General features: G+C 38.8%; 24 protein-coding genes. 6 read left to right on the top strand and 18 right to left on the bottom strand.

Annotation, left to right across the window (positions count from 1 at the left end):
* Positions 1-229 precede the first annotated feature (229 nt).
* The 4 genes from cydC to I858_RS02165 form a co-directional block, all read right to left on the bottom strand.
* A complete protein-coding gene (gene cydC, locus I858_RS02180; RefSeq protein WP_049693969.1) occupies positions 230-1,936 on the bottom strand; it encodes a thiol reductant ABC exporter subunit CydC in 1,707 nt (568 codons plus the stop codon).
* The gene (gene cydD / locus I858_RS02175; protein WP_049693970.1) at positions 1,933-3,657 is read right to left on the bottom strand and encodes a thiol reductant ABC exporter subunit CydD; all 1,725 of its coding nucleotides are present in this window, start codon (positions 3,655-3,657) and stop codon (positions 1,933-1,935) included. The genes cydC and cydD overlap by 4 nt, the downstream gene beginning before the upstream one ends.
* 159 nt (positions 3,658-3,816) lie before the next feature.
* Complete coding sequence (locus I858_RS02170) at positions 3,817-4,005, bottom strand: hypothetical protein (protein ID WP_049693971.1); 189 nt, start codon at positions 4,003-4,005, stop codon at positions 3,817-3,819.
* Between the two features lie 258 nt (positions 4,006-4,263).
* The gene (locus tag I858_RS02165; protein ID WP_049693972.1) at positions 4,264-5,907 is read right to left on the bottom strand and encodes an AMP-binding protein; all 1,644 of its coding nucleotides are present in this window, start codon (positions 5,905-5,907) and stop codon (positions 4,264-4,266) included.
* 157 nt (positions 5,908-6,064) lie between these two features.
* Between I858_RS02165 and I858_RS02160 the strand changes: the two genes are divergently transcribed.
* Together I858_RS02160 and I858_RS02155 are read left to right on the top strand one after the other, a co-directional pair.
* A complete protein-coding gene (locus I858_RS02160; RefSeq protein ID WP_049693973.1) occupies positions 6,065-7,222 on the top strand; it encodes a class I SAM-dependent methyltransferase in 1,158 nt (385 codons plus the stop codon).
* A complete protein-coding gene (locus I858_RS02155; RefSeq protein ID WP_049693974.1) occupies positions 7,219-7,473 on the top strand; it encodes a hypothetical protein in 255 nt (84 codons plus the stop codon). Before I858_RS02160 ends, I858_RS02155 begins: the two co-directional genes overlap by 4 nt.
* A 29-nt stretch (positions 7,474-7,502) precedes the next feature.
* On the opposite strand, the gene I858_RS02150 is transcribed toward I858_RS02155, so the two are convergent.
* Genes I858_RS02150 through nfsA form a run of 3 tightly spaced genes read right to left on the bottom strand, consistent with a single transcriptional unit; the run spans position 7,503 to position 9,642 of the window.
* Entirely contained in the window at positions 7,503-8,225 is a 723-nt protein-coding gene (locus I858_RS02150; protein ID WP_049693975.1) for an alpha/beta hydrolase, read from the bottom strand.
* A 24-nt stretch (positions 8,226-8,249) separates the two neighbouring features.
* Entirely contained in the window at positions 8,250-8,864 is a 615-nt protein-coding gene (locus tag I858_RS02145; protein ID WP_049693976.1) for an NAD(P)-dependent oxidoreductase, read from the bottom strand.
* A gap of 46 nt (positions 8,865-8,910) precedes the next feature.
* The gene (gene nfsA, locus I858_RS02140; RefSeq protein ID WP_049693977.1) at positions 8,911-9,642 is read right to left on the bottom strand and encodes an oxygen-insensitive NADPH nitroreductase; all 732 of its coding nucleotides are present in this window, start codon (positions 9,640-9,642) and stop codon (positions 8,911-8,913) included.
* 104 nt (positions 9,643-9,746) lie between these two features.
* Here nfsA and I858_RS02135 point away from each other — a divergent pair, with 104 nt between their 5' ends.
* Positions 9,747-10,301 carry a M15 family metallopeptidase gene (locus I858_RS02135; protein ID WP_049694087.1) on the top strand — a complete coding sequence of 185 codons (555 nt, stop codon included), beginning with the start codon at positions 9,747-9,749 and terminating at the stop codon, positions 10,299-10,301.
* Between the two features lie 87 nt (positions 10,302-10,388).
* Here I858_RS02135 and I858_RS02130 read toward each other — a convergent pair whose 3' ends face one another.
* Together I858_RS02130 and I858_RS02125 are read right to left on the bottom strand one after the other, a co-directional pair.
* Positions 10,389-11,381, bottom strand: a complete 993-nt coding sequence (locus tag I858_RS02130) for a GNAT family N-acetyltransferase (RefSeq protein ID WP_049693978.1) — start codon at positions 11,379-11,381, stop codon at positions 10,389-10,391.
* A 6-nt stretch (positions 11,382-11,387) separates the two neighbouring features.
* The gene (locus tag I858_RS02125; RefSeq protein ID WP_049693979.1) at positions 11,388-12,050 is read right to left on the bottom strand and encodes a Dph6-related ATP pyrophosphatase; all 663 of its coding nucleotides are present in this window, start codon (positions 12,048-12,050) and stop codon (positions 11,388-11,390) included.
* Positions 12,051-12,183: 133 nt separating this feature from the next.
* On the opposite strand from I858_RS02125, the gene I858_RS17575 reads away from it, so the two are divergent.
* Together I858_RS17575 and I858_RS17570 are read left to right on the top strand one after the other, a co-directional pair.
* A complete protein-coding gene (locus tag I858_RS17575) occupies positions 12,184-12,408 on the top strand; it encodes an aldehyde dehydrogenase family protein (RefSeq protein ID WP_338046086.1) in 225 nt (74 codons plus the stop codon).
* 61 nt (positions 12,409-12,469) lie between these two features.
* The gene (locus I858_RS17570) at positions 12,470-12,721 is read left to right on the top strand and encodes an aldehyde dehydrogenase family protein (protein WP_338046085.1); all 252 of its coding nucleotides are present in this window, start codon (positions 12,470-12,472) and stop codon (positions 12,719-12,721) included.
* Positions 12,722-12,760: 39 nt separating this feature from the next.
* On the opposite strand, the gene fumC is transcribed toward I858_RS17570, so the two are convergent.
* From fumC to I858_RS02100, 4 genes are all read right to left on the bottom strand, one after another.
* Entirely contained in the window at positions 12,761-14,143 is a 1,383-nt protein-coding gene (fumC, locus tag I858_RS02115) for a class II fumarate hydratase (protein WP_049693980.1), read from the bottom strand.
* An 82-nt stretch (positions 14,144-14,225) separates the two neighbouring features.
* On the bottom strand, positions 14,226-15,725 hold the full coding sequence (locus I858_RS02110) for a UDP-N-acetylmuramoyl-L-alanyl-D-glutamate--2,6-diaminopimelate ligase (protein WP_049693981.1): 1,500 nt from the start codon (positions 15,723-15,725) through the stop codon (positions 14,226-14,228).
* A gap of 229 nt (positions 15,726-15,954) precedes the next feature.
* Positions 15,955-16,518 (bottom strand): NfeD family membrane protein, encoded by a 564-nt coding sequence (locus I858_RS02105; protein WP_239457207.1) that lies wholly within the window; start codon positions 16,516-16,518, stop codon positions 15,955-15,957.
* Positions 16,519-16,606: 88 nt separating this feature from the next.
* Positions 16,607-17,320 (bottom strand): hypothetical protein, encoded by a 714-nt coding sequence (locus I858_RS02100; RefSeq protein WP_049693982.1) that lies wholly within the window; start codon positions 17,318-17,320, stop codon positions 16,607-16,609.
* A gap of 308 nt (positions 17,321-17,628) precedes the next feature.
* On the opposite strand from I858_RS02100, the gene I858_RS02095 reads away from it, so the two are divergent.
* Complete coding sequence (locus I858_RS02095; RefSeq protein WP_006830093.1) at positions 17,629-17,829, top strand: cold-shock protein; 201 nt, start codon at positions 17,629-17,631, stop codon at positions 17,827-17,829.
* A 200-nt stretch (positions 17,830-18,029) separates the two neighbouring features.
* On the opposite strand, the gene I858_RS16780 is transcribed toward I858_RS02095, so the two are convergent.
* From I858_RS16780 to I858_RS02070, 5 genes are all read right to left on the bottom strand, one after another.
* Positions 18,030-19,676: a serine hydrolase gene (locus I858_RS16780; protein WP_049693983.1), complete on the bottom strand. Its 1,647-nt coding sequence runs from the start codon at positions 19,674-19,676 to the stop codon at positions 18,030-18,032.
* A 106-nt stretch (positions 19,677-19,782) separates the two neighbouring features.
* Positions 19,783-20,235 (bottom strand): hypothetical protein, encoded by a 453-nt coding sequence (locus I858_RS02085; protein ID WP_049693984.1) that lies wholly within the window; start codon positions 20,233-20,235, stop codon positions 19,783-19,785.
* A 314-nt stretch (positions 20,236-20,549) separates the two neighbouring features.
* A complete protein-coding gene (locus I858_RS02080; protein WP_049693985.1) occupies positions 20,550-23,168 on the bottom strand; it encodes an MMPL family transporter in 2,619 nt (872 codons plus the stop codon).
* A 3-nt stretch (positions 23,169-23,171) separates the two neighbouring features.
* Positions 23,172-23,615 (bottom strand): MarR family winged helix-turn-helix transcriptional regulator, encoded by a 444-nt coding sequence (locus I858_RS02075; protein ID WP_049693986.1) that lies wholly within the window; start codon positions 23,613-23,615, stop codon positions 23,172-23,174.
* Between the two features lie 111 nt (positions 23,616-23,726).
* Entirely contained in the window at positions 23,727-24,809 is a 1,083-nt protein-coding gene (locus I858_RS02070; protein WP_049693987.1) for an AI-2E family transporter, read from the bottom strand.
* Positions 24,810-24,836 lie beyond the last annotated feature (27 nt).

The following is a 24,836-nucleotide window of genomic DNA, read 5'->3' as shown; positions in this document are numbered from 1 at the left end:
CATCAATCGTTTCTTCGATGGGGTTTTTTAGTGACTTATGGAGTAGTTTCTTTTAAATTTTAGTGCTCGTCTTATGCCCGTCGAATCTACACGGGCGCTCACGCTTTTCTATGTCCAGGCTTCAGCACCCAGATTCTAGGGTCATAAGCCATTCCAACTGCGTGGCAAAGTGCGCCACACTGTTGGCTCGTCTTATGCCCGTCGAATCTACACGGGCGCTTACGCTTTTCTATACGAATACGCTGTTTTCTATTTGTTTTAACTGGTAGAAATACCCTTTTTTAGCCATTAGCATGTCGTAAGATCCGCTTTCTACGATACGGCCTTTTTCCATCACAACAATTTGATCCATTTTTTCAAGACCTGCCAAATCGTGACTGATGATGACAAATAAATCATCTTTGTGTTGCTGAAACAGTTGCTGATAGATGGCTAGAGCTGTCACACTATCTACCGATGAAACTGGCTCATCAAGAAGCCAAAGTGATTTCCCTTTTACGAGTGCGCGCGCAATGGCCAGTCTTTGTTTTTGTCCTCCAGACAAATTTTGACCTTTTTCTTCTACTTTTATGTCTAATGAAAAATTATCTAATTGAACTTTCATCAATGCGAGATTTAGCTGCTCATCTGTTGCGGCAGAATTAGCAATCAATAAATTGCTACGAATCGTTCCATAAAAAAAATGATTTTCCTGCAAAACGATATTCATTTCTTGCCAAACGCCTTCTTGCATGAGCGTCTCAGCAGATTTTCCCCCAATTGATAATTGCCCTTGACTAAGCGGGAAAACAGTTAGCAATACTTGCATTAAAGTTGATTTACCCGAGCCACTTGGTCCTACAATCGCTGTTTTCGTTCCCGGTTTCAAGTGAAGTGAAACTCGATCGACTGCCAAATCCTGCTCACCTGGATAACGAAATGACGCGTTTGTTAGCTTGATATCAAGCGGTCCGTTCGGTACAGCTTCTGTTCCTCGCTGTAAAATAGGTTCATCTACAATTTCTTCTAAACGAACAGCCGCTTTTCGACTTTCTTCAAAATAAGTCGGGAAAGCTGCCATTGGGGCCACATTTTCAAAAGCTGCAATTGAAATCATCACAAGCAGGGCTAAATACAAACCGTTCAACTCGCCTGCTGCAACAAAGTATGCGCCCACAGCCAAAACAAAAAAGGAAACAAGTAAAGCAACAAAGGCATTGATGGATTGAGCCAAATTTTCCTCTAATCCTTCTTTTCGTTGGCCTTCGTTATATTGAGCTGCGTCATCTTTCAATTGTTGCTTTTTTCCTCCAAGTTGCTGATGTATTTGCAAATCGCGAAACCCATAAAGAAATTCAGTTGCTTCAATCGCAAAATTCCCTCTTTGCGCTCTAACTTGTCCATTCGCATGACGTTTTCTACTGGAAAAAAGAGCTGGTACAACCACAACTGTCAGCAACATTCCAATAAAGATCACAATCGCAATACCTAGTGAAAAAAACGAAGTGAAGAAAACTACACTTAAAAAGACGATACCGAGCACTACAGGTGGATAAAAAACACGCAGCAAAAAATTCTGCAAGCTTTCAACGTCACCAACAATTCGTGATAGTAAATCGCCACTTCTGTACTTGCTGAATATTCCTGGAGCGAGTGGTGACAGACGTTCAAAAAATGACACTCTTAAATGACTTAACATGGTAAATGTTGCGCGATGAGAATACAAACGCTCTCCATAACGGCTAAGTGCTGATGCGAACCCAAATAGCTTTAGACATGCAGCCATGACAACAAGTGTAGTCATCTGAGAAGTTAAAGCAGCTTTTGAAATCAAATAACCACTTGACCCCATTAACGCTACGCTAGCAATGCCTGCTAAAAACCCAAAAAAGATAGCAATTAGCACATCCTTTTTTTCGAGCAATGTCAATTTTAAAATATGCTTTAATTCGCTCATTGCAAACCACCTCCTTGCTGTGCTGCAAGCATTTCTTCGTACGGAATATAAGTTTTTAAGAGCTCCTCGTGACTTCCGCTAGCATCTAGTTTGCCATCATCTAAAAATAGGATTAAATCAGCATCTTTGATGGTGTGAAGTCGATGCGCAACTGTAATAACCGTCGATGTCCGTTGCAATTCACGAAGTGAATCTTGCAAAATTTTCTCTGTTTGTAAATCCAAGCCTGTTGTTGGCTCATCAAATAAAATAAGCGCTGGTTTTTTTAGAAAAGCCCGCGCAAGTGCGATTCGCTGCTTTTCTCCACCAGACAATCCGCGACCGGCTTCACCAATTGGTGTTTCAAACCCTTTTTCAAGCGTCGATACCATTTCTGCAATGCCCGCTTTTTTAGCTGCAGCTAAAACTTCCTCATCGCTTACTTTATCCGTTACTCCCATTTTTATATTTTCCCGGATGGTACCTGCAAAAAGATAAGGATGTTGAGAAATGTAACTTAATTGAGCAAACCAAGATTTTTCATTGATGTCTTCTCGAGCAATCCCATTCACAACAAAGCGTCCTTCTGTTTGAGGAAGAAGACCTGCTAGCAGATGCATCAATGTCGTTTTGCCTGAACCGCTTTTTCCAACAATCGCCACTTGACTATAAGGTGGAATCTCCACATTGAGCGAAGCCAGAGTGAATCCTTCTGCGTATTGAAAAGATAATTGTTCTAGTGACAAATGTGGTGGCTCTTGTGCCATCGATTCGTTGCCCCACAGTAAATCGACTTTAGGTTTTTCCAGTTCGGTAGACAATTGCTTTGCTGCTGATAAACTACCTCTCGCTGTGTGAAAAGCACTGCCAAAATCTTTTAGCAAGTTAAAAAAATCAGGTACTAAAATTAAAATGAAAAACGCTGTAAAAAAGCTGATACTATCAAACACGACAAGTCGCAGCCCTATTTCTAATGCGACGATCCCAATACTCAGCATGGAAATATACTCCAACATTAGAGAAGAAAGAAAAGCTGATTTTAATACATCCATTGTAGAGTCACGAAAATTTAAGCTACTTTTTTGAATGGCTTGCTGTTGTTTTTCAGCTTGTCCAAATAATTTGAGCGTTGATAGTCCTTGTAAAACATCCAAAAATGTTCCTGAAAAGCGACTGAGTTGTTCCATTTTTTCATCGGCTTTCTTTTTTGTTCCTTTTCCAACCAACGCCATAAAAAGCGGAATAAATGGTGCTGTAATTACAATGATGACGCCACTTGTCCAATTTTGCGAAAAAATAACGCCTAGTAAAATGACAGGGATGATATACGTTTGAATCATTTGGGGAATGTATTTACTAAAAAAACCATCTACTTCATCTACGGAGTCCAGTAACAAACTTACCTTCTGACCCGACTGACCTTGCGCTGCAGTAAGCAATGGATTGCTAGCGAATGTTTGAATTAAGTTGTTTTGAAATTCACTTTTTACATCAGCAGCCAAATCGACTCCTGCTTTTCCTATAGCATATCCTGATCCTGCCCGTAGTAAAATCGACATCATCAGTCCACCAAAAAACGGCATTAAGCTCTCAAAAGTCGCATGTTGAAGAAAAACACGATCTGCAATTATCACGAAAAACAAGGCTTGTCCGATTGTGGCAAGTCCTTTTAAAATCGACATCATAGCTAGAAATGTCATTGTGCTTTTTCGTTGAAATGCCAATTGCTTTAAATCGTTCATACCATTCGCTCCCTCGCTTTATCTCCTTTCATTATAGAACACCCCTTACTGAAACCCTCGTCGATTGCCCACGCAAAGCGAATTTTTGACAAGCTTTGTTACAGTATTGTTCACAAATCATTATTAGTTGAACACATAAAAAAATCTGTAAGCAAAATGCTATACAGATTCCAAATCGTTCATTTTCAATTGGTGTTCATAAGTGCCTGCTGAAATAATAACTGTCTTTAACCAAGCAATATCTTCGTGAATTTTCACTTTTAATGAATGATCTACGCATTTCCGGTATTCGTTCATTAGTTTAATGAGTTCGGACTCGAAAATAGCTAGCTCTCCATCTTCAATCATTACTAACATCCTCTCAAGCCACAATTTTTAAATACCATGCTTTATTACCTATAATAGTATGTATATTATATCGAGAAAATTATTAATTTACCATTAAAATATTTTTTACGAATATAACAATAAACAAAGCTATTCTTTTACTTATGTCCCCTTTGTTATAAAAGTGTAAACTAACAGGCTCATTAAGAAGCACTTCTTCTATACCTAACTAAAAAAAGCGCCTCGAAAGACGCTTTTTTCTCAAACTACTCTGTACGTTTAGACTTCTTCTTTTTGACTATTCGCAATGGACAATTCACGCAACTTAAATTTTTGAATTTTACCGGAAGCAGTCATTGGGTATTCTTTCGTAAATTCGATGTAACGTGGGATTTTATGATGAGAAATCTTGCCTTTACAATAAGCTTTTAACTCTTCGACACTTAGTTGCTCATGCTCTTTTAAAATGATCCACGCCATCAATTCTTCGCCGTATTTCGGATCTGGTACTCCAACAACTTGAACATCTTGAACAGATGGATGCTGGTAAAGAAATTCCTCAATTTCACGCGGGTAAATATTTTCTCCTCCACGAATCACCATATCTTTAATACGTCCTGTAATCGCAATATATCCCGCTTCATCTTCAACCGCTATATCTCCTGTATGAAGCCATCCTTCCGAATCTATAGCAGCTCTTGTTGCTTCTTCGTTTTTATAATAACCTTTCATAACGTGGTAGCCTCTCGTACAAAGTTCGCCAGGCATTCCTACTTCTACTTTATCGCCTGTTGCCGAATCGATAATCTTCACTTCTACTCCAGTGTGTGGCTTTCCAACTGTTGAGACACGTTTTTCAATATCGTCATCTGCACGTGTTTGTGTAATTACTGGTGACGATTCTGTTTGCCCATAGGCGATCGTGATTTCCGACACTCCCATATCAGTGATGACTTTTTTCATTACTTCAATTGGGCAAGACGATCCGGCCATAATCCCAGTCCGCAAAGTCGATGTATCGAATGATGAAAACGCTGGATCATTTAATTCTGCAATGAACATTGTTGGCACTCCATGAAGTCCGGTACATCTCTCATCTTCTATCATTCGCAGTACACGTTTTGGATCAAACTGCTCTGCGATCACCATCGTTGTCGAGTGTGTCACTGCCGCCATTGTTCCAAGAACACAGCCAAAACAATGAAAAAATGGTACAGGGATACACAACCGATCTTTTTCCGTTAAACTCATTGTGTCGCCAACTAATTTCCCATTATTGACGACATTCAAATGAGTCAGCATGACTCCTTTTGGAAATCCCGTTGTTCCTGATGTGTATTGAATATTGATAACATCATCAGGATCCATTAAATCAAAGCGTTTTTGAAATTCAGCGTCGCTGACATTTTCAGCAAAAGCCTCAAACTCTTGCCACGTATAAATTCCTGGATAACTATTTCCACTCATAACAATTACTCGTTTAAAATGTGGCAATTTGGCACTTTTAACGTGTCCTTTTTCAGCTGTCCTCAATTCTGGGCAAACTGTGTTCAAAATATCTATATAATTCGTCCCTTTAAATTCTTCTCCTAAAATCAACGTCGTTGCGTCTGACTGGTTCAACAAATACTCTAGTTCGGTTGATTGATAACTCGTATTCACAGTTACCAATACCCCACCCATTTTTCCTGTGGCAAACTGACTCAATAGCCATTCACGTTTATTGTCGGACCAAATAGCGATATGTTCGCCTTTTTCAACGCCACTACCAATAAATGCTTTAGCTAGACGATCCGTTTCTTCATCAAATTGTTTATATGTTTTCCGAATTCCATGCTCTGGATAAACATATGCTTCTGTTTCCGGATTTTGTTCCGCTTGTTCTTTTACGATTTGTCCAACCGTCTTATGTAGAATATCCATTGTACATCCTCCTAGTTGAAAACGTTTTTATTTTCTTTTATATTAGCACAAAATTCCGAATCAACAGAACCTATCCGATTTAAAAACAAGACAACTCGCTCTTTATAGACACTACATGCTACACTAAAATCATTACACAAAACGGAAGGAATCGACCATGGACTTACAAACAATGCATGACCAACTAGCAGATCGACTTTTTCAACAGCAACTTGTTTCTGCAACTATTAGCCAACCTCGATTAAAATCAAATGACATAAAACGGATTAAGTTAAAGCCTGTTGAAATAAAAAAAGAATACTGGATTCAATTCGAATACCAATATGAACGCATTTTGAAACACGAAAATCTTTTACTTGATGAAGCTGCAGAAAAACTAGTTTCGTTATTTGCTGATTTCCGACAAGGCCTTTTTCAATTCATAGACGAAAAAGTTCAAATTCAGCTTTCTAAAAAGTTGAAAGTTAATTGGAAAGCAGAACCAACTGGAACTCAACAAGTCGAATTATCGCATAATCGCAAAAAGCACTATTTATTGGAAGATGGTGTGCCTTACCCTTTTCTTATACGTCTTGGTGTCCAAAGTACTGATGGCAAAGTGAAAAAGCAAAAATACGATAAATTCCGTCAGATCAATCGTTTTATCGAATATATTGATGATACGCTCGCTTATTTACCACAAGATCGTACCGTCCGCATACTCGATTTTGGTTCTGGAAAATCATATTTAACTTTCGCATTGTACCATTATTTGCGTATTGAAAAAGGATTAGATCTTCGCGTTACTGGTCTCGATTTGAAAAAAGAAGTCATCGAAGAATGCCAGCAAATTGCTGAAGACCTTGAGTATGAGCAACTTGAATTTTTGGTCGGTGACATTAATGACTACAATAATGAGTCAGCTGTCGATATGGTTGTTACCTTACATGCTTGTGACGTTGCAACAGATATGGCGTTATCACGTGCTGTCAAATGGAATGCCCAAGTGATTTTAAGTGTTCCTTGCTGCCAGCATGAACTAAACAGTCAAATTGACGCACCGGAACTCGGCATCATGCTTCAGCACGGCCTAATCAAAGAGCGTTTTAGTGCACTTGCAACCGATTCAATCCGTGCCGAACTCTTGTCGCTTGTCGGTTATGAAACACAGTTGATGGAGTTTATCGATATGGAACATACGCCTAAAAATATTTTAATCCGTGCTTATAAAACAGGTAAAAAACCAGCCGTTGGCCAATTCCAACGCTATCAGCAATTTACATCATTATTGTCAGCTAAACCGTTTCTTGAACATGAATTAGAGGAGTATTTATGAAACGAAAAAACTTAGTAAATGGCATCATCTTAGCTTTTTCAGTCGTACTGATCCGCTTTATCGATGTACGTATTTATGATATGAACTTGATTGTGACATTACTTATTCTAGTCGCTCTTATTTATAGTGCTATGCGAGTGGTCGATCGTTTCCCTTCACTTGATGAGCCTGTCAGTAAGCGCGCTTCTTTTGTGGTAAACACGTTCGTTATTATTGCCATCTTTTTAGCATTTTTTGTATTCAAATTATAAAAAACGAAAACTGACTCGGTAAATCCGTGTCAGTTTTCGTTTATCCATTTTATTAAAGTAGCGATTGTTTGATCTTGCTGATCGATAGGCGTGATTTCAGCTAGGTTGTCACCTTTTTGCTCACCGTATAAACCAAACTGCGCATGATTGCCTCCTTTTATTTCCATAAAAGTAGCTTCTTCTACAAATAGTTGTCGGCTTTCTTTAATCTTTTCAACTGTTGATAAGCCATCGAATTCTCCATATATGGAGAGCATTGCTAAGTCGCTTTCCGAAAAATCGCTTGCAGGATAAGATCCTAGAAAATACAATCCCTTAAGCTTTGGTGATGGGTCTTCTGCATAAAAAGAAGCAGCAACGCCACCTAAAGAATGCCCTCCAAGAAACCATTCTTCTACTTCAGCGTGTTCCGTAATCACGGCCTCGGCCGTCCTAGAACCCAGAATCCCAAAGTTTAAAGGCATACGAGGAATCGACACCAAAAAACCTTGCTCACTTAGAGTTTGTCCTAAATAAGCATAGGCTTCTTCTTCAACTTTAGCTCCTTGATATAAAATGATTCCTTTACCATTTGGCGCTTCGGGTTGAAATATTAATCCCTCCCCATCGCTTTCAATCTTTTGGACATCCACATTCTCCATTAGTAAAACACTTGGTTCATAATCAAATTGAGCATAAGTAAAAAAACCAAAGAATGCAATTAAGACGACGGCAAGGATACTTAAGATTATACGAAAGAGCCATTTTTTCATCAGGCCACTCCTTGTTTGAGTCTATTAATAAGCCAATCCGACACGACTTTGGCTAAACTCTTCAGAGTCTAATTGATGATAGGCAAATTCTGCTGTGTCGCCCACTGTAATTTCTTTTCCTTCTTCTGGCAACAAGTCTTTCTCAGTCCGATAATTACCACGGACTTCACCATCTGGCAGATAAGTAGGACAAACAATTGTCCAGTGAAGATCTGTCTTTTCGAGCAAATGATAAACCGCTTCGTGCTCTTCGGCTGCGAACGTCATCTTGCGTCTAGAATCTCCACCTTCATAGCGAAGCAGTCCAGGACTCAATCGGCTGTTTAAAATTCCAGCTGTTCCAATCGTGATAATGCGTTTAATTTGGTGATTGTCCATCGCCTTAATCATAGAGGGTGTTGCATCTGACAAAGTGGTTGTTCGATCGGTTCCGATTGCGCTAAACACGGCAGCTGTTCCAGCGATTGTTTTTTCAATATCTTCTGGATTTCGTACATCTCCAACAATTATTTCTAAATTTGGATGCGTTGCTAATTTTTCTGATCGAACCAATGCTTTTACGTGATGACCATCTGCTAGTGCCCACTTAAGAAGCTCTCCGCCTACACGGCCCGTTGCTCCAAATAATGCGAGTTTCATTACTTTCGCCTCCACGTTCTTCATCTATTTTTTTGTTGAGTTGAAATCATTTAAAGTGGTAACCCTTTTTCGCTAAAACGTCTTTTATGTCTTCACGGTGCGGTTTGCTAAGAAAATGAGCCATTTGCTGTGTCCATGTTGCGTTTTTTTGATTTGAACCGCGACTCTCATAATAGGCTTGGATTGTCTGATCGTATTCTGGTAGAATTTTTTCATATTTCGCTTCGTCGTATTTATTTTCATGTAAAATAGCTTCTACTGGTAACCGAGGTTTCACACCATTCGCTTCATTTGGTAGACCTATAGTCAAGCCGTAAACTGGAAAGACGCCTTCTGGCAATCCTACTAGCTCACTAATTGATTCCATGTCGTTACGAACGCCTCCAATATAACAAATGCCATAGCCTTTTGATTCGGCTGCAAGCACCAAGTTTTGTGCTAATAAACCAACATCTGTTACTGCTACTATCATATTTTCTGCACGGTCAAAAACAATTTCTTGTCCTTGTAATTTTCCAGCATGTTGCAATCGGTTATAGTCGGCACATAGCAAAAACACCGCTCCTGCGCCTTCCATTTGTTTAGCATTTTTAGATAATTCCCCTAATAATTTGCGCTTTTCTGGATCTGTTACCCAAACAATCGAATATGCTTGAACAAAGTGAGACGTAGCTGCGTGTTGCGCAGCACTAATTAGTTCGCTAACTTCCTCACGTGATAATTGCTTTTCTGTATAATCTCGGACAGAAGCATGTGCTTTCATTAATTCAATTACCATTAATTGTATCCCCTTTCTACTCTTTCTTCTATCCTACCAAATTCTTTGCAACGATACTCTTTTAATGATTTTTGCTACAATAAAAAGAATAGAGGTGAACCATGTTGAAAAATATAAGAACCGCTTTTTCTGTTTTTTTCTTACTAATTCTTGGCGGTTTTTTGTTTGTATGGGTCGGCAACGAAGTAACGTTTCGTGAAGAATTACTCACTCGTTCTTTGCCTTCCGGACTTTATTCAATAGTAGAAGAAAAACAAGATTTATTAATCGATCAAGCTTCTGAAATCGGCATTGAAATTTTGATTACAGACGGTTATCGTTCTCCAGAAGAACAAGATAGCTTGCATGGTCAAGGACGCACGATGTCCGGATCTATTGTTACTTATGCAGAAGCTGGTGAATCCTATCACAATTACGGTTTAGCCATTGATTTTGCGTTGCGTTTAGATGACGACTCAGTCGTTTGGGATATTGAACGAGACGACAATGGCAACGGAGAAAGCGATTGGTTTGAAGTGGCCATGATTGGCAAAAACTTAGGCTTTGACTGGGGAGGAGACTGGCAACGATTTAAAGATTATCCTCATCTAGAGATGACTTTTGGTTTGTCAATTCGTGACTTACAGCGTGGATGGCGTCCTGAAGATAAGATAGATTAAAAAAAGAAAGTCGTTTGGTATGCATAACCAAACGGCCTCCTTTTTTACAGCTTCTTGGAGTGTTGAACTAAGCTAGTAACACGTTAACTATTCTCCACGCGCCCAAGCGATGCGGGGATCGATTTGCCTTGTCATCCGAACCATTACAGGCTGAAAACCCATTTTTGGCCAGAAGTATGAAGCTAACTGGTTTGATGTACGCCAGTCTGCAATAATATAGTCAAAACCTTGCTTTTTCATCTCGCTAAAGCAGTGATTGGCTAATGCGCGTCCAATGCCTCTCCCACGAAGGGCAGGATTTGTTGAAGCAGCAGGTAATTCTACGCAGTTTTCAGGAATGACCAAACTTACCGGATTTTCTTTACGAAAGTAAACATGGAATCCGGCAACTCGATCTCCTTGTTCTGCCATCCATAAATAAGCATCTTGATTTTCACTAAGAGCTTCATAGCTTTCTTTAACATCTTCTAAGGTTTCTTTTGTAATCGGTTGCCAAGAAGGAGCTGTTGCTTGATAAATACTGTTCCACATGGCTACTTTCTTCAATAGCGGTGAATCTTCTTTACTTCCTTCGCGAAACTTTAGCTTTGGAATTGGTTCTTCTTTAGGCTCGTAGTCATATAATGATAGAATTCCATATTTTTGGTCAAAACTAAACGACTGGTCCAGCCATTGATCAATGACAGTTTCGTCGCTGAGAGGCGCTAGAAGTATATGGTTAAAGTAACCATGCTTGATCCACTCGGCTCCAGCATTCGCATACAATAACCTCAATAGCCGAGGATGCTCACGCTCACTAATCGCAATCGATTCGTAATCCATCCAAACATAACGTCCATTCTTAGCGTCTTCTTTGAATTCATACAGTAAATAGCCAATGACATCAATGCCTCTTACTGCTACAATGCCATTAATAAAAGGACGTACAAGTAACTTTCTTAAAACTTCTTCTGTATCATCAATTTCTTCAAACCGTTCAGGTAGAAAGTTAAAGACTTTTCGTTCTCGTTGTTGCCGCTTTGCTAACAACGCAGACATTTGTCGAATATGTTTTTCTTCCATCCCTATAATTTGAATCATCAACAATCACTCCCCTGACTGAAGTTTCACTTCTAATATACCGTAATGGTCAAAGTTGATTTTTTCACCAAATTCAACAGGTATCGGCTCGACAAAAATTGGTCCATCCACGATAATGGTGTGAAATTCTCCTTCTTCTCCACAAGCATCGACACCAGCAGCCTCCAACTCGTCAATTAGCTCAAGTGTAAATTCTCGCCCTAAAAAGCGCTCATCTAGTCTCTTTGTATCAACTACAGTAATGACAGCCTTAAAGCCTTCTTTGATTAATTCTTTTAATAAATCTTTACGCGGCTCTTGCCAAAGCGGATGGTGAACATCCATTTCAGCTTCAGCACTAACTTTCTTAACCCATGCTACATGATCCTCTAAATCAATATCGCCATAAACACCCATATCGATGCCTTGTGCTTTGCATTTTTTGAGCTGTTCAATAAATTCTTGTTCATACCCAGACCAACTTGCTTTACCAATGAGTAAAGGAAGACCCATACGTTCAGCTTGTGCTTCCATCACATCAATCGGCAACCCATGTGATCTTGACTTTGTGCCGTCTTCTTCAAACATTGTAAGCAATGCCAGCGGCACATGTCCTTCTAATACTGCTCTGTAATAAGCAAGAGCCGAATCTTTCCCACCACTCCATGACATAACAAATGACTTTTGCATAATGCACCTCTTTTTTAAAATTCGTCTTTGTTTTATTAATTCGCCACAGCTGGATTAAAACCCTTTTGTACCCACTAAGAATGCTGAACGCGTTTATGTACATGGACATGTTGCTGATGAATTCGTCAAAAAACTGACTGCCATATTCGAATCGAAAGTTCTAGACAATCCACGTCAAAATAAAGATGCAGATGTCGGTCCTCTAGTCAGTCAAGACCGCCTTGATAAGGTACATGAAATGGTTAAACAAGCGGTAAAAGAAGGTTCAACTGTCGCAATTGGTGGCGAACGCGATACGAACCTGCCTGGCTTTTTCTACAAGCCAACGCTATTAACAAATGTGAACATGACTCGATGATTATCCGCGATGAAATTTTCGGACCTGTCCTACCAATTGCAACGTATAATAAGCAGAAGCAATTGAAAAGGCCAATGATACCGAATTCGGTCTTTCTTCATCGGTTTATACAGACGATTTGAATGAAGCCATGCAAGTTGTTAACGAAATGAAGTTTGGTGAAACTTATGTAAACCGTGAAAACTTTGAAGCGGTTCAAGGCTACCACGCCGGCATGCGCAAATCCGGACTCGGAGGCGCAGATGGCAAACACGGCATGGAAGATTTTTTAGTTACACAAGTAGTTTATATGCAATACAAGAGCGGAAAGTAAACGAACAGAAAAAAAAGACCGGAAAATTCCGGTCTTTTTTTATTTTCCTACCATATTCTCTGGTTTAACCCACTCGTCAAACTGGTCTGCCGTTAAATGTCCGCTGTTTACAGCCGATTCTTTTAACGTCAATCCATCTTTGTGAGCTTGTTTTGCAATCGCTGCTGCTTTTTCATAACCAATATGCGTATTCAACGCTGTTACCAACATCAATGAATTGCTAACGTGGTTTTGAATCACATCAAGATTGGCTTCAATGCCAATTGCACAATGATCATTAAAACTGTTCAAGCTGTCTGCCAACAAACGAACAGACTGAAGGAAGTTGTACGCAATAACTGGTTTGAATACGTTTAATTCAAAGTTTCCTTGGCTTGCAGAAAAGCCAATTGTTGCATCGTTACCCATTACTTGAGCTGCAACCATCGTCAACGCTTCACTTTGTGTTGGGTTTACTTTACCTGGCATGATTGAACTCCCAGGCTCATTTGCAGGAATGGTGATTTCACCAATGCCACTGCGTGGACCACTCGCTAACCAGCGAACGTCGTTTGCAATTTTCATTGCGTCTGCAGCCAATGCTTTGATCGCACCATGTGTATAGACCATTTCATCGTGGCTGGTTAGTGCATGGAATTTGTTTTCTGCAGAAGTAAATGAACTACCAACAGCTTCACCAATAAATTCTGCAACTGAAGGTCCAAAAGTTGGATCAGCGTTAATGCCAGTTCCTACTGCAGTTCCCCCGATTGCCAATTCGCGCATGTACTCAACGCTTTCACAGATCATGCGCTCACTTTTCTCCAACATATGTCTCCAGCCGCTAATTTCTTGGCCCAATGTTAGTGGAGTTGCATCCTGCAAATGAGTACGTCCAATTTTGATGACTTCGTCAAATTTTTGTGCTTTTTCATTTAAAGTTGCTTTTAACTTTTGAACAGCTGGTATCAAATTTTCAGTTACCGCTAAAACGCCTGCAACATGCATGGCTGTTGGGTACGTATCGTTAGAGCTTTGAGACATGTTTACGTCATCATTCGGGTGAAGTTTTTCATCCGAATTTTGTTCTGTTAAAATCTCATTGCCTCGGCGTGCGAGGACTTCGTTCATGTTCATATTCGATTGCGTACCACTTCCCGTTTGCCAAACGACCAATGGGAAATGATCGTTCCATTTGCCTTCGATTACTTCGTTTGCAGCAAGTTCAATAGCTTTCATTTTCGCTTCAGCTAGTTTTCCAAGCTTATGATTTGCTTTAGCTGTCGCTTTTTTCAATTGGGCAAAAGCCATAACGACTTCATGCGGCATACGTTCTGTGCCGATTTCAAAGTTCTGCAAGCTGCGCTGTGTTTGAGCACCCCACATTTTATCCGCTTCCACTTGAATTTCACCGATGGTATCCTTTTCTGTACGATACTGCATTCCATTCACTCCAATTCTGATATGTATGAAACTCTCTCTTCTATTATAACCATATTCATCACTCAAAAAGCGACTTTTATAGTTAAAAGTCGCTTACTTTGCCACTGAAAAATTCTTCAATAATCGCTTCGTCAGAATGTGGAATGTACTCTCCGCGAACAATTTGCGCATTGTTAATCGATCCACTCGATAAGAGCACAAGATCATTTGGACCACTTTCTCGTAATGCTGTGAGAACGGCCTCACGACGAGATGCAGCTGTCAGTACCGGTTGCATATAAGGCACTGTAAAGCCCTCTAACACCGCATCAATAACAACATTCGGGTCATTGTCACCAGGATGATCTACGGTTACAACGAGTATATCTGCTTTTCCTTCTGCTGCTTTAGCCATTTTTGGCATCTTCGAAAAATCTCGTATGCCGATTCCGGCAATGAGCGCGATCAATCGATTGTGTGATAATTTTTTCACTTCTCGCAACACAGCCGACAAGGCAACTGGCGTATGCGCATAGTCTAAAATAATTTTTCGGTTTTCGGGACCTTTAATTACTTGAAAACGTCCTTCGACTTGAGACATATTTGGCAATACGGTCAAAATATCTTCTATAGAGATACCTGACAGCAAAGCAGAACCGATTGCTGCGGTCAAATTAGCTGCATTGTATTCACCATAAAGAGATACATGAATTGGCCAACATCGCTTTTCATAGTACAAATCAAATTTCAAACCGGTATCAGACGATTCACATGCTGTCCAAATCAAATCTGCACCCGATTTTGACTTATTGCTGTAAGTCAAATAAGGATAAGAAAGAACAGCTATAATTTCTTTAGCCATACCTTCATCATCAATATTCACGACTGCTGCCTTAGACTGTTTAAACAGCATTAATTTTGACTGAAGATAATGTTCGAACGTTTTATGATACTCCAGATGCTCTTCTGAAATATTTGTATGAATCGCCACATCAAAGTGTATACCTTCTACTCGTTTTTGATCTAATGCAATCGAAGAAACTTCCATCGCTACCGCTTGATCGCCTTCATTTAAAAACTCTTCAAAGATCTTATGAATGTCAGATGAAACAGGAGTCGTGGGGGTACTCTTGTAAAAAGGAAGCTTGCCACCTACTCTTGAAATCCCTGTTGTACCGATAAACCCACAACTAATACCAAGAAGATTAAATAGATCGTAAACATATGTAGCTGTAGTCGTTTTTCCATTAGTTCCTGTAACAGCAATTTTACGCAAGTTCTGTTGAGAAAACCCATGAAAAAAGTCTGCGACATAAGCAAGAGCTGTCCGAACATTTTCTACTACTATAAAAGAAAGTTCAGGATGTTTTTCAGCATACTTTTTAATTAAAGGTTCGATCGATCCAACAATGGTCGTTGCACCTTTTTCTATTGCTTCACCAATATACAAATGTCCATCGGTAGTTTCACCAGGCACACAAAAAAAAGCACAGTTTTGTGTAGCATGTGTTGAGTTGTATTCGATTGAATTGAATTTCGACTTTTCTGGTCCATACTGCATATTGATAGAAAGAAAAGGAATGGTACTAAATTGTGTCTCCATTTACAGACTCCTCATGGAATAATATGTTAAATACCTATGGTTTCACAGGAACATGTATCACTATTCTATCATTTTCGCATCCTTGCTGAAACAGTTATGATTGAAACTTCCAAAAAGTATTGCATTTTTTATTGTAGAACAAAAAAAGTCTTTACTCTTGAAACTTGAGTAAAGACTTTTAGAACTGTTTGATCGTTTTGTACTAACTAATAATTTATATTTTTTTAAGTTACCTTATACTTCGTTTGGTTTGTCTCTCAAGGTCTATCGTTTGATAAGCTCGGACGTATAGCGTATCTTCACTTACTTCAAGTACTACTACTTTCTCATTCTGATCAAATGATTCGTTGCTATAACCAGTCGCACGTTTTGAAAATTTTCCTGCATACGTTTCAAAAACGACTTCTCCATAGCCATCAACTGGTATGTGCGTAGTAACATTTCCCACTTGTCCAGAAAGCGATTCTTCTATTTGGGAGTTCCGTTCGTAAGAACAAGGAAATAAAACAAAAAAACTCAATAAGAAATTCAATAAAAGAGCTGCTAATACTGAAATGCCTAATACAGACCATTCATTAAATTCTGTCGCAGTTTCTAGCAAAAAGCCGATTGCTGAACTACATGTAAAAAAGGAAAAAATAAGTACGGGTTGAAAAACGCGTACGACTTTTTCAGAGTCTGGATCTTCTCCAAAAAAGACACATAGAACCGTGAGTGCTCCAGCTAAGAGAAGGGTGTACATATAGAGCTGTTCCATTGAAAACCCAAAAACACCCATCCCAACACTTCCCATTCTAGTTAAATAGTTACTCCTTACTTAACTAATACGAATAACACAAGAATAAGTTTCGGAATAATGGAAATAAAAAAACCCTTTCTTTTTACAGAAAGGGTTTTGCAAACTGAAGTTCATGAAAACCATGCACTAGTTGAAAGCCAATGCCAACATATCCGTCATCTAACAATTGACGTTGCTTTTCTAAATCATCCAACTTTACTGTAATGTGGCTCGTATAATGAACTTCTGGCTTTTCTATGTCTTTTACTAAAATGTATCGATTTAAGCCGGCATACTTTTCTTTTAAAGAAGCAATGTACATAGACTGCGTAAATTTGTCTTTAAGACTGGGGATATTCATTGGAGCAACTGTACAACAAATATAGCGAAATTCTTCTTTAAGAGTTGATAGCTCTTTCATAATAACTTCAGCCAACTTTTGTTGAAGACGATTTCCGCGATATTCAGGAAGAACTACCGAAATTTCCTGATAAATTACTTTTTGCAACTCTTCTGGTGAAAGTCCGATATCCCACCCCAAATGCTCATCGTCAATTTCAGGAATTAATAAGGCTCTAAACCCAATCAATTCAGCCTCGACAAAAGCACCTATTAGTAGTCCACGTTCATTTAAAATAAATAAAAATTCTTCCGTTGTTAAAGCTTGAAGCGAATTTTTCTCAGAGATTGAATCGATCACTTTTGCTTGAACTTGTTCTATTACAGGTAAATCTTCTAAGTACAAGCGCTTCATATAAAAAGGAAGTTTTTTGTGAAGCACTTGGTTCGTAATTGTGCCTTCATACAGCAACTTCATCGGCCATTCTCCTCCATTGTTTTATGTAGCTCTAGAATAACACTTCCACTTCTACACGTCTTTAAATTTTTAAAATCATCTTATTAAAGGATTACTTTATTTATTTTTTCATCGCTAACTACGATGAGTTAACGTCATATCAAAAAGAATATTGGAATATCACTTGCAATATATGTAACCCCGTGTTATTCTAAGGAAGAATTATTTTTGTTCGGATAACTTTTTACGAAGTGTCAGATGTTCATCTGCAAGATTTGAGCAAGGATAGTAATACAATGTATGCTCACGCATACGAGGAGGAAATACACATGGAACAAGGTAAAGTAAAATGGTTTAACTCAGAAAAAGGATTTGGCTTCATCGAACGCGAAGGCGGCGACGATGTATTCGTACATTTCTCTGCAATCCAAAGCGAAGGCTTTAAATCACTTGACGAAGGTCAAGAAGTAACGTTTGATATCGAACAAGGCCAACGCGGTCTTCAAGCTACTAACGTACAAAAAGCTTAATCTAAAGCTAACTTATCAATGAGCTCTTCTTCGGAAGAGCTTATTTTTTTGTTTTTAAATACCCCAATTAGGACATGTCCTAATTGGGGTATTTTGATTAATTCATTGAAAAATACAACTGAAAAACTGCAAAAATCAGTGCGCTAAAGCCAATTGTACCAATAACAATTGCCATCGCTAGTTTTTTGCCACTCATACCTTCACTCCTTTTTAATTTTTAATGTTTTAATTGTTTCACTAATTTCACTTGCACCATCTGTTTTATTCGATAAAACTGTCAAAATAATAGATTCTTTTGGATAAAATGCTGAATAAAAACTGATCCCTGGTCCATTACCTAAAATAGAATAGTTTAAAGCGCCATTAGCTCCATCGTTTATGTCTATTCCGTATCCGTAATGACGATCCGCTGCAGAGACATGGATGTGAAGCAAAGTCTTTAACATGTCTTTAGACATCAACGTGCCATTCATTAAACACTCCCAGAAATTCGCCATGTCGCTTGCCGTAACGTAAGCCCCTCCGTCAGCACCTCCACGAATCGGAATGGCATATTGATTTGTATGCCATTCCACATCCTCTATATAACCAAAAGCAGTTTGACTCGGTAGACGATTTAAATCGAAGTAACCTGAATTTTTCATACTTGCTGACTCAAAAATTTGTTTTTCTATCACAGTGGTGAATGCTTGTTCTGTTACTTTTTCAACAATCAAACCAAGTGCAATAAATCCAGCATGATTATAATCGAATTTTTTACCTGGCTCAAACATCATCGGTCGTTCGTTAAACAAGGTGATAAAATCTGAAGCCGTTTGCATCAAATACATTGGTGTATCTTTCCATACATTTTCTACACCCTTGTTTTGTTGTTTATCGCTATAGTCTGGTATACCAGAAGTATGCGTGAGCAATTGATGGATCGTAACAGGGAAGTTCGGAAAATGTTGTGGAAGCAATTCAGATAAGGTATCAGTAAAATCAAGTTTGCCACTTTCCACTAATTGGCAAACAACAACTGCAGTAAACAGCATACTAGCAGAACCCATGTTGAATTTTGTATCGATCGCATTTGGACGACCATTCGCACGATCCGCTAGCCCTCTTGCTACTGTCCACGTTTTATTGTTTAGTAAGTACGCCACTCCCGAAAAATCGTCTGTTTCCATTTTATCCATTATGGGATTGGCTGGCTTTTGCTGTTGAAATTGTCCTTCTTCAGTTATGTTGATTTGACGCCCGTCATGTAATTCGATTGATAATGGATGCGTTTCGCTTTTCTGCTTAGAAAAATACCAAGTACGCTTTGGTGCCACTAAAATTATATAAGCATCTCCACTCCCTAGAAAGTTTAATGTCTTTGAATCAACACCTTTGCTGCCGCGCACTGGAATGTCCATTTTCTCGATTAGTTCACCTACTTTTTCGACATAGAGCGTAGTAATGCTTACTTCACTTATATCGAGTAATGAGTCTACAGTGAAATTACCCATACGGTCCACATTGCGTCTTGCGATAAATTCAACGACGTTGCCAGACGGATCTTGAAAATAAAACGCATCTGCATCAAAATTAGCATAGTAGATTTCATCCATGCCTTCTTGACGATTTAACGTCACACGTTCACTAGCCCAAAACTTGGCAAGCGTAAACTGATTGCCAGGTATATTAAATGCAAAATGATACACAGCAGAACTCTGTGACTCCTTAAAAACTAATTGAGATTTGCCAATTGCTAAAGTAAAGCTGGTTTCATCTTCTTCAATAATCCGAAAACCTAACTGGTATTCATAAAACCCTTTCATGTCTTCTAATTGATTTGTGTATAAGGTCACCTTTTTAAACATGTCCTCACTCCTTGCCTTAAGCATACCTAAAAACTGACGTGTTTACCTCTTTTAGCAACAAAAAAAGAAGCTCGCGGCTTCTTGTCTTTTAACATATAAACAGTTTTTAGTTCTTTTCTTTAAACCCTTGCTCAATTAAATAGTCTTCAGCATTATCAAAAGTACCAAAACTTTCTTCCAAGTTTTTGCCTGTGTAGACATTCCAAAACGGCTCTTCGTAAACCAAGTCCAATTTCTCATTATCGCGATTTGTCCATGTTTTATCGTACGGTGGCTCTGGTTCTAAAGACAAATAATCCAACGAATCTGCAAGTACACTACGCAACTCTTTTTCAGAAAAATCTCGAATGTTCACAAATCCTTTTTTGTCTACTTCATAATGCGGTAAGTTGCCTACGTACACAAATCCGTTACCTGTCGGGTGTAAATGATAGACCGCAATTTTTTTGTCATATAAACTTTCTTCAAAATGAAAGTTCACACGTTTCATCGACACGTCTTTTCTCGTTAATCCTGGAAAAGACTCAATAATTTCTAATTTTTGTTCAAATGTTAACAATTTCATTCCCTCGTTTCTCAGTTTTATTTATTTCATCAAAAATTTAAGGAAATTCCAAGACATAATCCTGCTTAGCCTAACTGCCACTCACAGAAATATATAAGTATACCCAGTTCACATTTTTAATTACCATTTAGTATACCACGCTTAGCCCAATCCAACATCCATAGAAAAAAGCTGCGCGAACGCAGCTTTTTTTCTTTCTATTACTTCAACCTAAAAGTGGTAAGTTCTACAACAACATCAGTGCTTCCACGCGTTAGGCAAAGTGATCCGAGAAAATGATGCAGTTTAGCAATCCACGACTTACCTAATTACTTTTTCTTACCAAACGGCCACCAAACACCGCGATCAAAAGATACTGATATTGCTGGAATTAATAACGGTAAGACAATCAGTCCGTACAAAAGTAATCCAGTAATAACGATTGTCGCAATTTGTACGAGACTCAAGACACCTGAAGGCATCATAGCACCAAATGTACCTGCTAAAATGATTGCAGCTGTAATGATAACTGTCCCCATCTTCGCCATCGATGTTCGCATTGCATCACGAACCGTAATACCGTTAGAAGATTCTTCACGGAAACGGTCGAGCAAGAAGATCGAATAATCGACTCCCAGCGCCACTAGCATGACAAATCCAAAGAACGGCACTGCCCAACTAATCCCATCAAACCCAAGACCATTCACAAAGATCAGCTCTGCAATGGAAATCGATGTGTAATACGTCAGTAAAAGTGAACCGATCATATATAAAGGCATGATCAACGAACGGAATAAAATTGCCAGAACAACGAATAAACTAACCAACATGATGATTACTGTATTCGTAAAGTCACTAGAAGATACTTCTTCTAAATCGCTGTTGATGCTAGAAATTCCGCTAAACGCGATTTCTGCTTCCTCAAGTGGCGTTCCTATTACAGTACGTTCTACTGTTTCTTTGATTTCGGCAGTAACATTGATCGCTTCATGAGAGTACGGATCTTCTGATAAGACGACTTCCATCATGACTCCTGTGCCATCTGCAAAAGAATAACGATCTAGTACTTGCTCAAAATCTGTACTTTCCAATGTTCCTTCTGGAATAAATAATCCTGTATCACGTACTGCGCTGTCATCGCTCATTTCTTGCATCATATCAACTGCTTCAGTCAACCCGGTCTGAATTTCGGCAAGACCGTCATTTGAAGCACCGATACCTTCTGCTAATTGAGTCAAGCCAGCACTAAGTTCTGCTGTCTGTCCAGCTGCTCCAGCTAACCCTTGTTGAATTTCTGACAAACCTCCACTAATTTGCGTCAAAGCTCCCACAGTTTGTGGAATGTTCCCCGTTTGCTGAAGTCCTTGAGAAACCTGACCTAATTGTGTATTGATTTGACCCAATCCTTCAGCTGCTTCAGTCAAGCCAGCTGAATTACCCGCTTGTTCACTAATAGCCGTTAAGTTGGATTGAACTTCTGTAAGGCCTTTTTGTACCTCACCCATCCCATCACGTGCTTCACCTAATCCATCAGCTAACAAGCCAAGTTGTTCGTCTACATAAAGCTCTTCAATTATATCTCCTGTTGGACGTGTGATTGACCGAACAGTTTCGACACCATCAATTTTTTCAATTTCTTCACTTAAAGATTCGAAATACGGAACAGTCGAACGCTCTATCAAGGAATCATCTGATTTCACAATTACTTGAACAGGCAACGAATCACCTTTTCCAAAGCCTTCTTCAATAGCACGTAATCCTTTTACCGATTCATATTCTGAACCGATCTCATCTACTGTGTTAAACGATAAAGAATTATCGTACGTAAACAGTAAAGGTACTGTAATTACAGCCACTACTAACATCGACAGTAAAGGTCGGTTGATTGATAGCTTACTCATCGTAACCCATAATTTACTATCTTTATGCGATGCTGATTTTTTTGCTGGCCAGAATAGTTTTTCCTTTAGTAAAGACATGAAGAATGGCACGATAGTATACAATACCAATAGCAACACAAATATACCAACTGCTACTGCTACTGCTGATTTAAAAATTGGGAATTCAGCAAAGCCGATAGCAAAGAACCCAATAAACACAGCAATACCGCTAATCAGCAATGTTCTTCCAGCTGTTTTATAGGTATTGATAATTGATTTTTCTACATCATGCCCAGCTGCTAATTCTTCTTTGTAACGACTTAGTAACAAGATACAATAATCTGTTCCAATCCCAAATAAAATAGCTACTAAGAATATTTGTGTGTAGTTTGAAACTGGAAATCCAAACCAATCAATGAAAAAGGCCACAATCGACTGGCTTAATAAATACGAAATTCCGACTGCCACAAGTGGAACAAAAGGAGTCACAATTGACCGGAACACTGCCAGCAATAAACCAAAGATCAAAATCACGGTAATGATTTCTGTGCGTTGCAAGCCTTCTTGCGCACTAATATTCACATCATTATTAATGATGGCTTCTCCTGTTACATAAGCCGTCAAGTCTTTAGGAATAATTTTCTCTCTAATTTCATCCGCAACAGCATTTACTTCTTCATCTGTGCCATCCACTGTAATGGGCATCAAAATTGTTTGCTGGTCTTCTGAAATAAGTTGTTCTTCTAATTCTTTACTTTCCACTGGATTTAATACACTCGTAATTGGATCACCGAGTGCTTCGATATCGGTTACCATTTGTTCGAGTGTTTGTCGCGTTGAATCCGCTATTTTACTTTCTAACGGAATAACTAAAGAAATCGTTTGTTCTGCTGCATCTGCATCCACTAAAATTCGTGAAGCAATTTGAGAAGAGGCTTCATCAGATAACTGAAACGAACCTGCATCTTCTGCTTGTTTTGTTAAGTTCGGCGCCAATAAGAATAAGACAACCGTTAATACAATTAAACCAATCGCAATCGGCCATTTAAATTTTAATACATTGTGCACGTATTACACCCCGTCCATTTTTATAATTTTTTTCAGTTTCCTAAAAATCGTTAAAAATTGGTCTATCTCTTCATCGGCAATATTTTCGGACATTAGCTTTCCGATATAATCGGTTAATACTTGATCTAGCTCTAAAATAAGCGCTTGTCCTTTAGTCGTCAGTTCCAACAATTTCTCACGTCTATCTGTAGTCTGGACAACTTGAATCACTTCTTTTTGCAGCAATTTTTTAATGCGACTGGAAATCGCACTTTTATGTACAGCTTGTAGCACTGCCAACCTTGTTGAAGTAACTTGTGTTTCCTTGTCAATGAGCTTTAGCATCTGAATTTGCTCAGGTGAATATTCTCTCCATAAAGGATGATCAACTGATTTAATAACCCGCTCAGTTCCATAAATCAGCACCTCTTGAAAAAGATCCACCGCCTCATTTATTCGTGTGTCCAAAATAGTTTACCCCCTCTACCAATAGTAATAGTTTAGGGTGTAAACCTTTCAAGGTCAAGCCAAACAAACTAATCTACAAAAAAAACCTGTGAACAAAGTTCACAGGTTGGTTTATTCGATATCGCGTGTAGCTGTTTTGCGAATTTCAAGGCGTCGTGCATAAACGTTTTTGGCAATGGTTTTAATAACAGCATATACTGGAATCGCTAAAATGATTCCCCATAATCCCGCAATATTTCCGGCTGCCAAAATTAACGTAATTACTGTCAATGGGTGAACATCAAGCGATTTGCCCATAACATTCGGCGTGATAAAATTACTTTCGATTTGTTGTGCAACAAGCATGATGATAGCTACATAAACTGCCATAATTGGATCTTGCACGAGAGCAATGATAATTGCTGGGAAGACCGCAATGTAAGGTCCTAAAAACGGGATAACGTTTGTAGCCATACCAATCAATGCTAATAATAAAGCATAGTCTAAGTCGATGATCAAATACCCAATTAGCAACATAACACCAACAAGGAAACTGACAAGTAGCTGACCTTGGATGTATGACTGTAAGGTATCATCGATGTCGTGCAAAGTTTTGCGAAGCCATCCTTTGCGTTCTCCTGAAAAGAAACCCGTAACAAACGGAACAAATTTTTTATGGTCAATTAGTAAATAAATCAAGAAAAATGGTACGAGCACCAATGTTACAACACCTGAAACAAAGCTACCGATAAAGGAAATAACCCATCCTCCAATATCACCGATTCTGTCTCCAATTTGGCTCGCCATCCCACTCAATTGCTCTTCAATTGAATCCGGAAGACGATCTCGCTGATCAAATATGTATTGAGCAGATTCTTCAATACTTTCTATGATCTCGGGTGCATTATCTACTAATGCATTGATTTGATCAGTTACAATTGGTCCAATCATAATGTAAAACAAGTAGAGCACTAAAATAAGCGAGAAAAGAACGGTAAGAACCGCAGCCCATTTCGGAAATTTCCTCTTTATTAAAAAGTGTAAGACTGGTCTTGTTAAGTAAAACAAGACACCTCCCAATAATAACGGAACAAAAATTGTACCCGCAATAATAAATAAAGGATCAAAAATCCCTTGTACTTCAATAAATAATCGAATAATGACTAAAGCCAGAATAGTCCCTATCCCTACTTGAAACCAGAGCTTGTTCGTCAAACGTGTCACTTCCTTTCTTTTTACTAG

The organism is Planococcus versutus, assembly GCF_001186155.3.
Classification (GTDB): Bacteria; Bacillota; Bacilli; order Bacillales_A; family Planococcaceae; genus Planococcus; species Planococcus versutus.
This window is presented reverse-complemented; position numbering and strand designations above follow the sequence as displayed.

Excerpts from the sequence above, each read along its gene's own strand:
- cydC (WP_049693969.1), bottom strand. The coding sequence starts at position 1,936 with ATGAGCGAATTAAAGCATATTTTAAAATTGACATTGCTCGAAAAAAAG.
- cydD (WP_049693970.1), bottom strand. The coding sequence starts at position 3,657 with ATGAACGATTTAAAGCAATTGGCATTTCAACGAAAAAGCACAATGACA.
- I858_RS02170 (WP_049693971.1), bottom strand. The coding sequence starts at position 4,005 with ATGATTGAAGATGGAGAGCTAGCTATTTTCGAGTCCGAACTCATTAAA.
- I858_RS02165 (WP_049693972.1), bottom strand. The coding sequence starts at position 5,907 with ATGGATATTCTACATAAGACGGTTGGACAAATCGTAAAAGAACAAGCG.
- I858_RS02160 (WP_049693973.1), top strand. The coding sequence starts at position 6,065 with ATGGACTTACAAACAATGCATGACCAACTAGCAGATCGACTTTTTCAA.
- I858_RS02155 (WP_049693974.1), top strand. The coding sequence starts at position 7,219 with ATGAAACGAAAAAACTTAGTAAATGGCATCATCTTAGCTTTTTCAGTC.
- I858_RS02150 (WP_049693975.1), bottom strand. The coding sequence starts at position 8,225 with ATGAAAAAATGGCTCTTTCGTATAATCTTAAGTATCCTTGCCGTCGTC.
- I858_RS02145 (WP_049693976.1), bottom strand. The coding sequence starts at position 8,864 with ATGAAACTCGCATTATTTGGAGCAACGGGCCGTGTAGGCGGAGAGCTT.
- nfsA (WP_049693977.1), bottom strand. The coding sequence starts at position 9,642 with ATGGTAATTGAATTAATGAAAGCACATGCTTCTGTCCGAGATTATACA.
- I858_RS02130 (WP_049693978.1), bottom strand. The coding sequence starts at position 11,381 with ATGATTCAAATTATAGGGATGGAAGAAAAACATATTCGACAAATGTCT.
- I858_RS02125 (WP_049693979.1), bottom strand. The coding sequence starts at position 12,050 with ATGCAAAAGTCATTTGTTATGTCATGGAGTGGTGGGAAAGATTCGGCT.
- fumC (WP_049693980.1), bottom strand. The coding sequence starts at position 14,143 with ATGCAGTATCGTACAGAAAAGGATACCATCGGTGAAATTCAAGTGGAA.
- I858_RS02110 (WP_049693981.1), bottom strand. The coding sequence starts at position 15,725 with ATGGAGACACAATTTAGTACCATTCCTTTTCTTTCTATCAATATGCAG.
- I858_RS02105 (WP_239457207.1), bottom strand. The coding sequence starts at position 16,518 with ATGGGAAGTGTTGGGATGGGTGTTTTTGGGTTTTCAATGGAACAGCTC.
- I858_RS02100 (WP_049693982.1), bottom strand. The coding sequence starts at position 17,320 with ATGAAGTTGCTGTATGAAGGCACAATTACGAACCAAGTGCTTCACAAA.
- I858_RS02095 (WP_006830093.1), top strand. The coding sequence starts at position 17,629 with ATGGAACAAGGTAAAGTAAAATGGTTTAACTCAGAAAAAGGATTTGGC.
- I858_RS16780 (WP_049693983.1), bottom strand. The coding sequence starts at position 19,676 with ATGTTTAAAAAGGTGACCTTATACACAAATCAATTAGAAGACATGAAA.